The sequence below is a fragment of the Flavobacterium sp. genome (genome assembly GCF_044341185.1).
GTDB lineage: Bacteria > Bacteroidota > Bacteroidia > Flavobacteriales > Flavobacteriaceae > Flavobacterium.
Map to the genome: position 1 here is coordinate 1 of NZ_JBIISE010000018.1, position 12,960 is coordinate 12,960.

Annotated in this window: 17 protein-coding genes; 4 read left to right on the top strand and 13 right to left on the bottom strand. The window is 30.2% G+C overall.

The genetic code is table 11. The features are described from left to right. Positions 1–165: 165 nt before the first annotated feature. Complete coding sequence (locus ACIQZ1_RS05365; RefSeq protein ID WP_396159740.1) at positions 166–951, bottom strand: hypothetical protein; 786 nt, start codon at positions 949–951, stop codon at positions 166–168. A 260-nt stretch (positions 952–1,211) separates the two neighbouring features. Between ACIQZ1_RS05365 and ACIQZ1_RS05370 the strand changes: the two genes are divergently transcribed. Further along, positions 1,212–1,883, top strand: a complete 672-nt coding sequence (locus ACIQZ1_RS05370) for a superoxide dismutase (RefSeq protein ID WP_396159742.1) — start codon at positions 1,212–1,214, stop codon at positions 1,881–1,883. Between the two features lie 8 nt (positions 1,884–1,891). Then, a complete protein-coding gene (locus ACIQZ1_RS05375; protein ID WP_396159743.1) occupies positions 1,892–2,242 on the top strand; it encodes a hypothetical protein in 351 nt (116 codons plus the stop codon). A 40-nt stretch (positions 2,243–2,282) separates the two neighbouring features. On the opposite strand, the gene kdsB is transcribed toward ACIQZ1_RS05375, so the two are convergent. Further along, positions 2,283–3,008: a 3-deoxy-manno-octulosonate cytidylyltransferase gene (kdsB, locus tag ACIQZ1_RS05380; protein WP_396159745.1), complete on the bottom strand. Its 726-nt coding sequence runs from the start codon at positions 3,006–3,008 to the stop codon at positions 2,283–2,285. 109 nt (positions 3,009–3,117) lie between these two features. Continuing rightward, positions 3,118–4,536, bottom strand: a complete 1,419-nt coding sequence (locus tag ACIQZ1_RS05385) for an ATP-dependent RecD-like DNA helicase (RefSeq protein ID WP_396159747.1) — start codon at positions 4,534–4,536, stop codon at positions 3,118–3,120. A gap of 108 nt (positions 4,537–4,644) precedes the next feature. On the opposite strand from ACIQZ1_RS05385, the gene ACIQZ1_RS05390 reads away from it, so the two are divergent. Further along, positions 4,645–5,448: a DUF3822 family protein gene (locus tag ACIQZ1_RS05390; RefSeq protein WP_396159749.1), complete on the top strand. Its 804-nt coding sequence runs from the start codon at positions 4,645–4,647 to the stop codon at positions 5,446–5,448. Beyond that, positions 5,445–6,041 (top strand): 16S rRNA (guanine(966)-N(2))-methyltransferase RsmD, encoded by a 597-nt coding sequence (gene rsmD / locus ACIQZ1_RS05395; protein WP_396159750.1) that lies wholly within the window; start codon positions 5,445–5,447, stop codon positions 6,039–6,041. Before ACIQZ1_RS05390 ends, rsmD begins: the two co-directional genes overlap by 4 nt. A gap of 6 nt (positions 6,042–6,047) precedes the next feature. Here rsmD and pdxH read toward each other — a convergent pair whose 3' ends face one another. The 10 genes from pdxH to ACIQZ1_RS05445 form a co-directional block, all read right to left on the bottom strand. Further along, entirely contained in the window at positions 6,048–6,689 is a 642-nt protein-coding gene (pdxH, locus tag ACIQZ1_RS05400) for a pyridoxamine 5'-phosphate oxidase (RefSeq protein ID WP_396159752.1), read from the bottom strand. Between the two features lie 69 nt (positions 6,690–6,758). After that, positions 6,759–7,664 carry a ribonuclease Z gene (locus ACIQZ1_RS05405; RefSeq protein ID WP_396159753.1) on the bottom strand — a complete coding sequence of 302 codons (906 nt, stop codon included), beginning with the start codon at positions 7,662–7,664 and terminating at the stop codon, positions 6,759–6,761. A gap of 191 nt (positions 7,665–7,855) precedes the next feature. Then, positions 7,856–8,053: a hypothetical protein gene (locus ACIQZ1_RS05410; protein WP_396159756.1), complete on the bottom strand. Its 198-nt coding sequence runs from the start codon at positions 8,051–8,053 to the stop codon at positions 7,856–7,858. 2 nt (positions 8,054–8,055) lie between these two features. Then, on the bottom strand, positions 8,056–8,388 hold the full coding sequence (locus ACIQZ1_RS05415) for a ribonuclease Z (protein WP_396159758.1): 333 nt from the start codon (positions 8,386–8,388) through the stop codon (positions 8,056–8,058). Positions 8,389–8,393: 5 nt separating this feature from the next. Next, on the bottom strand, positions 8,394–9,323 hold the full coding sequence (locus ACIQZ1_RS05420; protein ID WP_396159760.1) for an aspartate carbamoyltransferase catalytic subunit: 930 nt from the start codon (positions 9,321–9,323) through the stop codon (positions 8,394–8,396). 20 nt (positions 9,324–9,343) lie between these two features. Beyond that, positions 9,344–9,895, bottom strand: coding sequence for a bifunctional pyr operon transcriptional regulator/uracil phosphoribosyltransferase PyrR (gene pyrR, locus ACIQZ1_RS05425; RefSeq protein ID WP_396159826.1), 552 nt, complete (start codon positions 9,893–9,895; stop codon positions 9,344–9,346). 154 nt (positions 9,896–10,049) lie between these two features. Then, the gene (locus ACIQZ1_RS05430) at positions 10,050–10,631 is read right to left on the bottom strand and encodes a Maf-like protein (RefSeq protein ID WP_396159762.1); all 582 of its coding nucleotides are present in this window, start codon (positions 10,629–10,631) and stop codon (positions 10,050–10,052) included. Beyond that, complete coding sequence (locus tag ACIQZ1_RS05435) at positions 10,624–11,580, bottom strand: geranylgeranylglycerol-phosphate geranylgeranyltransferase (protein WP_396159763.1); 957 nt, start codon at positions 11,578–11,580, stop codon at positions 10,624–10,626. The genes ACIQZ1_RS05430 and ACIQZ1_RS05435 overlap by 8 nt, the downstream gene beginning before the upstream one ends. A 15-nt stretch (positions 11,581–11,595) precedes the next feature. Then, the gene (locus ACIQZ1_RS05440) at positions 11,596–12,123 is read right to left on the bottom strand and encodes a KdsC family phosphatase (protein WP_396159765.1); all 528 of its coding nucleotides are present in this window, start codon (positions 12,121–12,123) and stop codon (positions 11,596–11,598) included. Beyond that, positions 12,116–12,856, bottom strand: a complete 741-nt coding sequence (locus tag ACIQZ1_RS05445) for a Rossmann-like and DUF2520 domain-containing protein (protein WP_396159766.1) — start codon at positions 12,854–12,856, stop codon at positions 12,116–12,118. The genes ACIQZ1_RS05440 and ACIQZ1_RS05445 overlap by 8 nt, the downstream gene beginning before the upstream one ends. Between the last annotated feature and the right edge of the window lie 104 nt (positions 12,857–12,960).

The window sequence follows — 12,960 nt, forward strand, 5'->3', positions numbered from 1 at the left end:
TAATAGATACAAAATATCATATAAAAAAGAGATAGTGTATAGATACTCCGTAGTTAGTGTATAGATAGTGTATGGATAGTGTATGTAAAGTGTATTGAAACATCAATTTATATAAAATAAACTCCAACATTACTGCTGGAGTTTATTAAGTAAATACTTTTTATATTAATTACAATTTACAAAATCTGATGTAGTATATCCTGCACATACGGCTAAACAAGCATTTGGGAAAGTGATAATGACTCCACCAACATTTACACAAACCGGATTCACATCAGTTGGACAATTGCAATTATTATCATCACAATCCATATTTAACTCAGCAAATTCATACTCATTATCAATTTGAATAATTGTATTGTTGCTATTTACTGAAAAAGGGTATACTAAATTGACGATATAATTATTACTATTTCCTAGTTGTGCTACTAAATTTAATAAATCTTGTTCGTTGTTTAAAATAACTGTTTGATTGTTACTCATTAAAAATGAAAACGGATAAACAAACGAATAACAAGAACCTGGAGCAATATAATCGTCGTAGGTATCCATATCGCAAGCGTTTATTAAACTCCAAAATTCTGATTCATTTGAAATAGTAATCGGTGTAGTACTTCCAGGAGCAATTAAATTAAACGGAAACGCAATTCCATTAATGTACAATTCACTTGTTTCGCTTTCAAGAACAGCAATTAATTCTGTTTCATTAAATACACTAACTGTCGTTCCATTATTGTAAGAAAGTGTTAATGGATAAACAAATTCATAACATAAATCAGAAGCAGTTGCTACACTTCTTCCTGTAATATTATTTGCTTGTTTGAATTCATTAAGATAAATTCGTAAAGCACTACTTTTTTGTGTTTCGATAGTTTCATCACCTGATGAACAAGATACAAAAACACTGACCAAAATGCTAGTTAATAGTAGTAAAAATTTAATGTTTTTCATAATAAGGTTATATGTAATAAATTATCAACACAAATATATAAAAAAAATATTTTGTTTAACAATTTTAACAAATTTTTAAACAAAATTTTATACAAGTAAATCTACTTTTTGATTAATATGAAATTAAGACAGGAAGGTTCTAATCCCAACAATTGATAATTAAAGTAATATTATTAAATACTTCCTGTTAAATTATAACGTCCTTTACAAAAAACAACTAACTTTGCTACAACAAGTTTTACAAATTAATAATCAATATTATGAAAAAATTTCAAATAGTAGCCGTTTTACTTTTACTTACTTTATCCGTTTCAGCACAGTTTTCTCAAAAACCATTGTCTTATGCTTATACTGATTTAGAACCTTTCATAGATGCACAAACTATGGAAATCCATTATTCTAAGCACCACGCCGCGTATATTAAAAATTTAAATGCTGCTGTTGTAGGTACTGAAGCTGCTACTATGACACTAACAGAGATTTTTTCGAATGTCTCAAAATTGAGTCTAGCAATTAGAAACAATGCAGGCGGACATTATAATCACGAATTATTTTGGTCACTACTAACACCAATAAAAAACACCAAACCTTCAGCAGATTTAGAAAAAGCAATTATGGATACGTTTGGAAGTATGGATGCGTTAAAAGAAAAAATCAATGCTGCTGCCACTTCCCGATTTGGTTCTGGATGGGCTTGGCTTTCTGTTGATAAAGATAATAGATTGGTCGTTTCTTCTACGCCTAATCAAGACAATCCGTTAATGGATGTTGCAGAAACCAAAGGCACACCTATTTTAGGAATTGATGTTTGGGAACACGCGTATTACTTAAAATACCAAAACAAACGTGCCGATTATTTAACATCTATTTGGAACGTTATCAACTGGAACCAAGTAAGTGAGAATTATAAATTAGCTACTAAAACCAATTAATTTTAATTATGAAAAAAGTAATTATAGCACTGTTTTTATTTGGGACAGTATTGGTTTCTGCTCAAGAAATTACTCCAACATTAGAAAACATCGCTTCTTTTGAAGGAAAAACAATAACAATCTGCGAAAAAGTAACTGGAATTCACGAAACGAAAGGTGGAAATGCACTGTTGAATTTTGGAAAACCTTTTCCAGACAATGCGTTTTCTGTAGTAGTTTTTAAATTAGACAGAGAAGCATTTTCTTACGATCCACTAACGTTAGATACAAAAACTATTTGTGTTACGGGAACCGTTATATTATATAAGGGTAAACCAGAAATTATAGTTAAAAAAGAAACTGAGATTGTTATAAAATAATTTTAATTTGCCACGGATTATAGAATTTTCTACAATTAAATTATATTAATCGTCTCGCTTTTTCTAAATCTTCTGGTGTATCAATTCCTATACTTGCGTGGGACGTTTCAATCATTTTAATGCGTTTTCCGTATTCCAAATAACGTAATTGTTCTAGTTTTTCTGATGCTTCTAAAGACAACATCGGTAATTTAGCAAAGTCTAATAACGCTTGTTTTCTAAAGGCATAAATGCCAATATGTTTCATATATCGTACACCCACATTTTCCTCACGTGGAAACGGAATTACGGAACGAGAAAAGTATAAAGCAAACCCTTCTTGATCAGTTATTACTTTTACATTATTTGGGTTTTCAATTTCAGTCTTGTCATTAATTTCAAACATTAAAGAAGCCAAATCAATTTTCTTATCTGTATCATTTTGAAATGCCTTAATAATTTGTTCTAAAGGTGTTTTATTGATAAATGGTTCGTCACCTTGCACATTTATAACAATGTCTGCATCAATTTTTTCAACGGCTTCAGCAATTCTATCGCTACCACTTTCGTGTTCTTTGATGCTCATTATTGCCTTTCCATTATGCGAAATAATTTCGTTATAAATTAATTCCGAATCGGTTACAACAAATACATCGTCAAACAAATTAGTAGCTACAGCCGCTTCATATGTTCGTAAAATAACTGTTTTTCCACCTAAATCTTGCATTAATTTAGCAGGAAATCGTGTAGAGGCATAACGCGCAGGGATGACAGCAATTATTTTCATTGTAAATGGGTTAAAGGTTTTGGGTCAAAGGTTTGGTTTTATTTCAAAATTAACTTTTAAACCAAATGAATACTTAAAAATTTATCTATGTTTCTATTTGGTTTCAAAATTACTCAAAATTTTCATCTTTAAACCCAATTAAATATAACTTTTCTTTGGCTCTAGTAATTGCCGTGTACAACCATCTAATATAATCTCTATCTACGCCATTAGGTAAGTAGGGTTTTTCTACAAACACACTACTCCACTGCCCTCCTTGCGATTTATGACACGTAATCGCATAAGAAAATTTCACCTGCAAGGCATTAAAATATGGATTGTTTTTTACTTTTAAAAGTTTCTTGTATTTATGAATTTCGTCTTCATAATCTTTAGAAACTTCTTGATACAATAAATTCGATTCTTCATACGTTAGCGATGCCGCTTCACTTTCAATCGTATTTAAAAGCAGTACGGTTTCAAATGGTGCTTCATTCGGATAATCAATCATTCGGATGGTAACATTGGCAAATTTAAATCCATATAATTCTTGAATATTTCTTATTTTCAACACTTCAATAATATCGCCATTGGCAATAAAACCAGCTTGTGAAGTTTCATTTAGCCAAAAATAGTTGTTTTTTACTACCATTAATAAATCGCCAGCCGACAAATCACTTTCTTTATCTAAAATACGTTGTCTTATTTGCTGGTTGTATTGATTGGCTCTTTTATTGGAACGCACAATGAATGCGGTGTCTTCTGTACTATAATTTCGATACGATTGATGAATGGCGTCTTCTATATCAAATCCATCATCCAATCGAATAATGTCTTTAAACGACTTCAAATTGAATTTAAAATCATCAATAAAATGCGATTTTAAAAGCGCTCGTAATTCAGTAGCATTGCTTAATATTCCTGAATTTTCAGCTTGTCGCATCACTTCATCCAATTCAATATGAACTATTTCTTTGTCGTAATTCACTTGTAAAGATTGAATATCCAAAGCAGGACTAATATCTGAATTCACTGGAGGCAACTGAGCCGTATCACCAACTAATATCAATTTGCAATTTTGCCCAGCATCAACATAAAACAATAAATCATCTAATAAAGAACCGTTTTCGTACAAACTCGTTTCGTTAGATTGATCGGAAATCATTGACGATTCATCTACAATAAAAATCGTATCTTTAAATTTATTGGCTTGCATCACAAAACCAACGCCACCATTTTTATTCTTTTTAGGAAAATAAATACGTTTGTGTATGGTAAAAGCAGGTTTTTCAGAATAGGCCGACATTACTTTAGCTGCCCGACCCGTAGGCGCTAACATTACCGATTTTTTATTAGCAACGCTTAATTGATTTACTAAAGTGGAAATCACAGTTGTTTTACCCGTTCCAGCGTATCCTTTTAATACAAATAGGTCGTCTTTTGATTGTAAAATATAGGTAGCAATTTTTTGAAAGAAAACATCCTGATTAGCAGTAGGCTGAAAAGGAAAATTATCCATTAAAATTTTATAAAATTGCGTTGGCGACATTCATTTTTAGTTTACGAACTTCAAATATAGCAAGGATTTTAAATATAATTTCATTTGAAGGTTTTTAATTCTCGTAAAAAATGTAAATTTGTAATTCAAACAAAAAATATGAATCAGGATATTACTCAAAAAACATATAAAAAGCTTTGCTTTGAGGTGTCATATAGTGACCTTTCTTTTTGTGTTATTGATTTGATTTCGAATAAAATAATTACTTACAAATCGTATGCTATAAACACTAAAAATGTTTTAGAGGAAGAATTATGGAAAGTTTTTGTGGAAAATCCAATTCTTGAAGAAAAATATGATGATGTAGTTGTATTGCACAACTCAAATTTAAATACATTTGTGCCTTCTTCTTTATTTGATCCCAATTATTTAGGTAGTTATTTACAATACAATTCAAAAGTATTTGAAACCGATTATTTTGCTTTCGATTATTTAGATACGTACGATTTAAACAATGTTTTTATTCCATATACCAATATAAACAACTATTTATTAGATCATTACGATACGTTTGATTATAAAAATTGCAACTCCATATTTGTAAAAAAAGCGTTAGATTTTTCTAAAAATAAGGATACAAAACAAGTTTGGGTACATTTTCAACACGATAGATTTGAAATTACAGTTACCAAAAACACAAATCTGTTATTATTTAATACGTTTATTTATAATTCATTAGAAGATTTTATCTATTTTTTATTGTTTACCTACGAGCAATTACAGCTTAATCCAGAAATAATTCCTGTGCAGTTTTTAGGTGATATTTCAGAAGAAAGTGATGCGTTTAAAATTGCTTATAAATATATAAGAAACTGTAGTTTGTTAGATGTTTCTAATTTAATAGCCATTTTAGATGTTCCTGAAAGCGACCTGTTAAAGCATTTTATTTTGTTTCACTCATGAGAATAATTTCAGGAAAATATAAAGGTAGACGTTTACAAGCCCCTAAAAACTTACCAGTCCGCCCAACAACAGATATGGCTAAAGAAGCCTTGTTTAATATTTTAAATAACCATTTTAATTTTGGAGAATTAAAAATATTGGATTTGTTTTCTGGAACAGGTAATATTGCTTATGAATTTGCTTCTCGTGGCGCCACACCTTTGGTAGCAGTGGATGCAGATATGGGTTGTGTAAATTATATACGAAAAATTGCAACGGAATTTGACTTTGATATAACACCTATAAAAAGTGATGTTTTTGCTTTTTTACAAAAGCACAAAGGAAGTTACGACATTATTTTTGCAGATCCACCGTATCATATTGATCAAAAAGATTTTGAGAAAATTCCATTTTTGATTTTTGAAAATGATATTTTAGACGAAGAAGGAATGCTAATAATTGAACATTCTAAAGATACGAAATTAGAACATTTAGATAATTTTTCTTTTTCTAGAACTTACGGAGGAACAACATTTACTTTTTTCGAACTAATTAGTGACGAAGACGAATTAGACGCGGTTACAGAAGATGATGAAAATGATGAATCAGAATAAAAGTCATTAGGGCGATAAACGGTCTATTTTCCAACTGAAATCTTCTTCTAATTTATAACGAATTCTATCGTGTAAGCGATTGGCTCTTCCTTGCCAAAATTCTACTTCAACAGGTTTAACCAAAAAGCCACCCCAATTTTCTGGTCGTTTAATTTCGGAACCTGACACTTCTTTTTCTAAATTTTTTAATTTTTCATCTAAAAAAGCTCTTGAAGGAATTACTTCACTTTGATTCGAAACAATTGCTCCCAACTTACTGCCTTCCGGACGTGAATCGAAATAATTATCTGAAATAGTACCTGATGTTTTCTCAGCAATTCCTTTTATTATTACTTGACGCTCTAATATCGGCCAAAAGAAAGAAATACAAACATTTGGATGTTGCAAAATGGCTTTTCCTTTTTCTGAATTATAATTGGTGTAAAATATAAAACCTTCTTCATTGAATTTTTTTAGTAGTACTACCCTACTTTTTGGAAAACCATCCAAACCTATAGAAGAAACCGTCATCGCATTAACTTCTCCATTTTCTTGTTCTTCTGCTTCATAAAACCAGTTGTGAAACAATTGAATCGCATCATCAGGAATGGTGTTTTCTAATAATTCGCTTTTGTCGTATGATTTTCTATAATCGGATAAATCTTTCATTTTTTATAGGTAAAGGGTGAAGGGTTTTAGGTTTCTCTATCAATCTTTGTGAATCTCTGTGTAATAAATTTAAAATTCAAATTCTAATCCATCGTCAGCAAGTAATACGTTTTCAAAAATTTCTTTTGCTTCGGTTCTGAATAATTCAATATTTCCATATCGAGTTGAATAATGTCCTAATAATAAATGTTTTACGTCTGCTAATTTAGCAATTTTTGCAGCTTGTTTCGCAGTAGTATGCATAGTTTTTTCAGCTAAATGAGATTCGCTTTCTAAAAACGTACTTTCGTGATACAAAACCGTTGTATTTTTAATTAACGGAATTACATCTTCATTATACAAAGTATCCGAACAAAACGCATAACTTTTCGCTTCTTCAGGATCAAAAGATAAATCTGAATTTGGTATAATTCTTCCATCATCTAAAGTAATATCACCGCCTAATTTTATTTTATTGTAATATAATTTTTCAACATTGTAATTTAAGATGGCATCAATATTCAATTTTCGCTCTGTATTTTTTTCTTCAAATAAATAACCATTGGTGTACACTCTGTGTTTTAGAGGTATTGTAGTAACTTTTACTTTTTCATCTTCGTAAATAACTTCGCTTTCTTTGGAAGTTAATTCGTGAAAAAATAAATTATAGGAAGTATATGCGTTACCTAATTTCAACAACAATAAAATGGCTTCTTTAATGCCTTTCGGACCATAAATGTGCAACTCTTTTTCTCTACCCAATAACATAAAAGTAGAAATTAAGCCAATTAAACCAAAAAAATGGTCGCCATGTAAATGGGAAATGAAAATATGTTCAATTTGCGAAAACTTAATTTTCTGTTTGCGCAATTGTACTTGTGTGCCTTCACCGCAATCTATTAAGAACATATGATTTTTAATCTCTAAAACTTGCGATGTAGGATTGGTTATGGTTCTTGGTGTAGCGGCATAACAGCCTAATATTTTAATTTTCAAGTGAAATTAGTGTTTTTTTTGTTTCTTATTCTCGTTGTAAATATTCATAGAAAAAAGGAAGATTAACAAGACATTTGAAATTAATCTAAACCACTCTACTTTATTTTCTTGGTAAGATATAATTATATTCAGCACTAATAAAATAATAGCTAATAGTAGAAAAAACAAGTTGAATTTGGCTCTAGTTGTCATTATTTGTTGTTTTCTATTTTGCTTAATTTGATGATTTGCAGAATCATACTAAATGCTAATAATACATTTGTAGAAATGGCTAAAAAATTATATTCATTGGTTTTTAATCCAGAAAATATAAGCATTGCACTCAAAAAAGTAAATCCAAATAATAATGCTGTAAAAATGTATATTTTAGTTTGATTGGAAAGTTTCATAATTAAAATCCTAAGTCGCGTTCAATTTCTTCCATTTCAATAATATCGTGCGCTTCAAGTAACGAAGGAACTGTAGTAATTGAAGTTGGTACTTTATTAAAATCAATATCTGTAGCAACAACTACAAAAGATTTTTTATTTTTTTTATGTGTTTTTGCTAAATCTGAAAATTGCTTTAAGTTGCTTATTTCAAATGATTTATCGTGTGTAATATCAATTATTAAATTAACTGATTTATACGAATTATATTGTTCAGTTAATATATTTAAAAACACTTCAAAACTACTTTCAGTATCTTTAATTATGGTAGTATGACCTTTCTGTTCTACTTTCATTTGAACTAATTTTTAATCTTACTCGCCAATAAATAAATAACTGCCATTCGCACCGCTACCCCATTTTCTACTTGATCTAAAATAACGGAATGATTTCCATCAGCTACATCAGAAGTAATTTCTACACCACGATTTATAGGTCCTGGATGCATAACTACAATTTCCTTATTTAGGTTATTTAATATTTCATTTGTTAGTCCAAACTGCTGTGTATATTCGCGTGTATTTGGAAAATAACTCACGTCAAGTCTTTCATTTTGAACACGTAACATATTCGCTACATCACACCATTCTAATGCTTTGATTAAATTGGGTTCATAAGTTACACCTAAAGAATTGATATATTGAGGAATCAATGTTTTGGGTCCGCATACTTTTACTTCAGCCCCTTGCATTTGTAAGGCAAAAATATTGGAAAGCGCTACTCTACTGTGTAATATATCACCAACAATAACTATTTTTTTACCAGCAACTTCACCTAATTTCTCTCTAATCGTATAACTATCTAATAAAGCTTGTGTGGGATGTTCGTGTGCACCATCACCTGCATTTACTATGCTTGCATTAACGTGTTGCGATAAAAAATGAGCGGCACCAGGCGAACTATGTCGCATAACTACCATATCCACTTTCATAGCTAAGATATTATTTACAGTATCAATTAAGGTTTCCCCTTTTTTTACTGATGATTGTGCAGAAGAAAAACTCATTACATCGGCTGAAAGTCGTTTTTGTGCCAATTCGAAAGATAATTTGGTACGAGTACTGTTTTCAAAAAAGATATTTGCAATGGTAATATCTCGTAAAGAAGGTACTTTTTTTATAGGACGGTTAATTACTTCTTTAAACTGATCAGCGGTTTCAAGAATTAAATTAATATCATTCTTATTGATGTACTTTATTCCTAATAAATGATTGACGCTTAATTCTTTCATTTTATATGTGTTGTTTTTCTTTAATTATTCAATCCCTTTACCTCAATATAAACGGCGTCTTCACCATCATTTTCAGCCCATTTCACTACTACTTTTTCATTATTGATGGCATCTACTTGTCGACCTCGATAATCAGGTTGAATGGGTAAATCACGACTAAATCGTCTATCAATTAAGGTTAAAAGTTCTATAGATTTTGGTCTTCCAAAAGATTGTATTGCAGTCAAAGCTGCACGAATACTTCTACCGGTATACAATACATCGTCTATAAAAACGACATTTTTGTCTTCCACTAAAAAATCAATTTGCGTTTGATTGGCTTCAAAAGGTTTTTCGTTTCTTCTAAAATCGTCTCTAAAGAAAGTAATGTCTAAAAACCCCAATTTTAAATCGGAAACTTGGTAATCGTTTTTTAAAATCTGTGACAATCTATTGGCTAAAAAAGTTCCTCTTGGTTGAATTCCGATAAGAATAGTATTGGAGAAATCGAGATGCTTTTCGATTAATTGACAGGCCAATCGATGTAGAATGATGTTGACTTCTTTTGAATTGAGCAATGTTTTTTGACTCATATTGTGTGTGTTGTGGCTACAAATGTAAGATATTTCAATTACATTATCAAAAGCAATTCCAAAAATCATTGTTTTTAAACACGGATTTAAGAAATTTTAAAAATTTATATAATTTTTTAAATCTGTGTTTTAAAAGTTAAATCTATATTAAAACTCAAAAATTCATTAATTCTTTATACAATTTATGTGTTGGCAAGCCCACTACATTGGAATAACTCCCTTCAATTTTTTCAATAGCTACTAAGCCAATCCATTCTTGAATACCATACGAACCTGCTTTGTCAAAAGGCTTATAATTGTTTAAATAATACTCAATTTCTTTTAAAGTTAACTTGGCAAAAGTTACTAATGTTTCATCGTGAAAAACAAGTTCTTTTTGTCTAGTTTTGATGCAAACAGAAGTAATAACTTTATGGGTTTTTCCGGACATTTCCGTTAGCATTTTTACTGCTTGAGAAGCGTCGCTAGGTTTTCCTAAGGCCTTATTTTCTAACCAAACAATCGTATCTGAAGTAATTAAAACTTCGTTATCTTGTAGGTCGTTTTCAAAAGCACTGGCTTTTAATTTAGATAAAAAATCAGTTATTTCTTCCGCTTGTAAATGATTTGGATAAATCTCTTCAATTTCTTTTAACCTAATTTCGAAATCAATATCTAATTCTTTTAAAAATTGCTGTCTTCTTGGTGACCCCGATGCTAAAATAATTTTATGATTTTTGAATTTCTCGTTAAGCATATTGCATTGAAATTAATATGATTAGCAAAGACAACATAGTAGTAATTTGAACCATTCTCAGAATTCTAATTACCAAAAGGTACTCTTTGTTTATTTCGTATTGAAATAATTTGATTGCAACAAATAACAAAGGCGCAATAATAAATAGTATGAAATATCCTACAGCATACAGATTATGTGCTAAATTTTCAACCAAATAATAAGTTAGATAACTAATAAAAAGGACTAACGAAGCCGTACCTATAATTTTTGCATTTTTAATTCCGAAAGATGTCGCAACAGTTGAAATTCCAAAGGTAGCATCGCCTTTTTCATTTGTAATTGTTTTGATAATTTCTATAGCAAATTGTAATAGGAAAATAAAAATCGCATAATCTGTAAGAATAGAAACTAACGTTTTCATGAAAAATTCATTACCACCATAAATAGCGGGTAAAATATTGAAAAAACTTATGATTACTATAGACAATGCCGCTACAAGTGCCACAATTGTATTTCCTAAAATTGGAATTTGTTTTAATCCATTCGAATAAATATATAATAAAGCCGCGCAAATGACAAATATCGTAGCAAAAGCCGGTTTATTGATAACACGACTCAAATAAAATCCAATTCCAACACCCAAACAAGTAAAAGCAAAATACAGATTATAGGCTGTTTTTTCAGAAATATGAGTTCCAATAACCATTTCATTTGGTTTGTTAATGTTGTCGGTATCTACATCAAAAACGGCATTAATTATGTAGCCGCCTGCTAGAATAAAAAGCGTTGCGAAAACTAATAATACATACTGAAAGTTGGATAAAGACTGCCAAAGCACTAATGATTGAGGCGCGCCTAAAGCATCTTTAAAATGAATATGATTCAAGAATCCGTATTTAATAATGAGTTGTATAAATGCAAACAGTACTAAATTTTCAATTCGAATTAATTTAAAAAAATGTTTCATAAAACTTGATAGAAATTAAAAAAACTTAGCATCAAAATCGTCCATCCATTTCCCTTGAACTTTTAAGACTTGTTCAATTACATCTCTTACAGCGCCTTTTCCACCATTTGCGTGAGAAATATATTTGCTTACACCTTTTATTTCCTGTACAGCATCTTGAGGACAAGTTGGTAATCCTACTTTTTGCATAACTAAATAATCAGGAATATCGTCTCCCATATATAGAATTTCTTCAGGTTTCAATTGATAGGCATCGCAAATTTCGTAGAACTTTTCAACTTTATTTGGTGCTGCCAAATAGATATCTTTTATCCCTAAATTTTGCAATCTAACACGAACACCTTCGTTACTTCCACCTGAGATAATACAAACAGGATATCCTTTGTCAATAGCAGCTTTCATAGCATAGCCATCTTTAATATTCATTTGACGAAGCAATTGTCCGTCTTCTGAAATATGAACCGTTCCGTCAGTTAAAACGCCATCGATATCAAAGATAAACGCTTTAATATCATTCATTATTTCTTTATAACTTTTAGCCATTTTGAATAGATTTTGTCAGAATTTTATATATTTCTTTTAGATTTTCGTTTGTAAGAAAATCGATATGTTTTTCTATGGTTTTTTGATCATTTCTTACAGCTGGACCCGTTTGTGCTTCGCTTGGTGAAAGTGATTGTATTTTTTGAGCGGTTTCTTTTATTAATGGCTGTAAAATTTCAAACGGTATGTTGTTTTCTATACAAATCGTATTTCCAATAGCATACAAATGATTCGTGAAATTACAAACAAAAACGGCAGAAACGTGAAGTGCTTTTCGCTGTTCACCTGATATAGCGATTACTTTTTTTGATATTGTTTTCGCAACTTTTTCTAAAACAGTATAATCTGAAACAGATTCGGCTTCTAAACAAATTGGAATTTCAGAAAAATCAACGGCTTTGTTTTTAGTAAAGGTTTGTAACGGATAAAAAACACCTTTATTGTTTTTACTATCAAGTGCATTTAAATCAGAACTTCCCGAAGTATGAACCACTAACCTATTTTCAAATTGTAATTGAGACGAAACGCTTGATATAGCATTATCTGAAACACAAATAATATAAACATCTGCTTCTACAATTTTTGAAAAGTCAGATGTTTGAAGTGTTTCAGGAAAATCTTTTGATACCGTTCTTGAAAAAACCTGAACTACTTCTATTTCATCAACTTTCGAAAAAGCTTGAAATAAATGTGTAGCCACGTTTCCTGAACCTAAAAGAATTACTTTTATCATTTTGCGAAGATAAACAATCGCAATAACAATATCAAATTTCAATTTTTAATTCAAGATTTAAGTATTTTCTCAAATCTGTGTTGTAAAAAATAATGGTAATGACT

Excerpts from the sequence above, each read along its gene's own strand:
- ACIQZ1_RS05370 (WP_396159742.1), top strand. The coding sequence starts at position 1,212 with ATGAAAAAATTTCAAATAGTAGCCGTTTTACTTTTACTTACTTTATCC.
- ACIQZ1_RS05445 (WP_396159766.1), bottom strand. The coding sequence starts at position 12,856 with ATGATAAAAGTAATTCTTTTAGGTTCAGGAAACGTGGCTACACATTTA.
- pyrR (WP_396159826.1), bottom strand. The coding sequence starts at position 9,895 with ATGAGTCAAAAAACATTGCTCAATTCAAAAGAAGTCAACATCATTCTA.
- ACIQZ1_RS05435 (WP_396159763.1), bottom strand. The coding sequence starts at position 11,580 with ATGAAACATTTTTTTAAATTAATTCGAATTGAAAATTTAGTACTGTTT.
- pdxH (WP_396159752.1), bottom strand. The coding sequence starts at position 6,689 with ATGAAAGATTTATCCGATTATAGAAAATCATACGACAAAAGCGAATTA.
- ACIQZ1_RS05375 (WP_396159743.1), top strand. The coding sequence starts at position 1,892 with ATGAAAAAAGTAATTATAGCACTGTTTTTATTTGGGACAGTATTGGTT.
- rsmD (WP_396159750.1), top strand. The coding sequence starts at position 5,445 with ATGAGAATAATTTCAGGAAAATATAAAGGTAGACGTTTACAAGCCCCT.
- ACIQZ1_RS05410 (WP_396159756.1), bottom strand. The coding sequence starts at position 8,053 with ATGAAACTTTCCAATCAAACTAAAATATACATTTTTACAGCATTATTA.
- ACIQZ1_RS05430 (WP_396159762.1), bottom strand. The coding sequence starts at position 10,631 with ATGCTTAACGAGAAATTCAAAAATCATAAAATTATTTTAGCATCGGGG.
- ACIQZ1_RS05390 (WP_396159749.1), top strand. The coding sequence starts at position 4,645 with ATGAATCAGGATATTACTCAAAAAACATATAAAAAGCTTTGCTTTGAG.
- ACIQZ1_RS05415 (WP_396159758.1), bottom strand. The coding sequence starts at position 8,388 with ATGAAAGTAGAACAGAAAGGTCATACTACCATAATTAAAGATACTGAA.
- ACIQZ1_RS05440 (WP_396159765.1), bottom strand. The coding sequence starts at position 12,123 with ATGGCTAAAAGTTATAAAGAAATAATGAATGATATTAAAGCGTTTATC.
- ACIQZ1_RS05365 (WP_396159740.1), bottom strand. The coding sequence starts at position 951 with ATGAAAAACATTAAATTTTTACTACTATTAACTAGCATTTTGGTCAGT.
- ACIQZ1_RS05420 (WP_396159760.1), bottom strand. The coding sequence starts at position 9,323 with ATGAAAGAATTAAGCGTCAATCATTTATTAGGAATAAAGTACATCAAT.
- ACIQZ1_RS05385 (WP_396159747.1), bottom strand. The coding sequence starts at position 4,536 with ATGTCGCCAACGCAATTTTATAAAATTTTAATGGATAATTTTCCTTTT.
- kdsB (WP_396159745.1), bottom strand. The coding sequence starts at position 3,008 with ATGAAAATAATTGCTGTCATCCCTGCGCGTTATGCCTCTACACGATTT.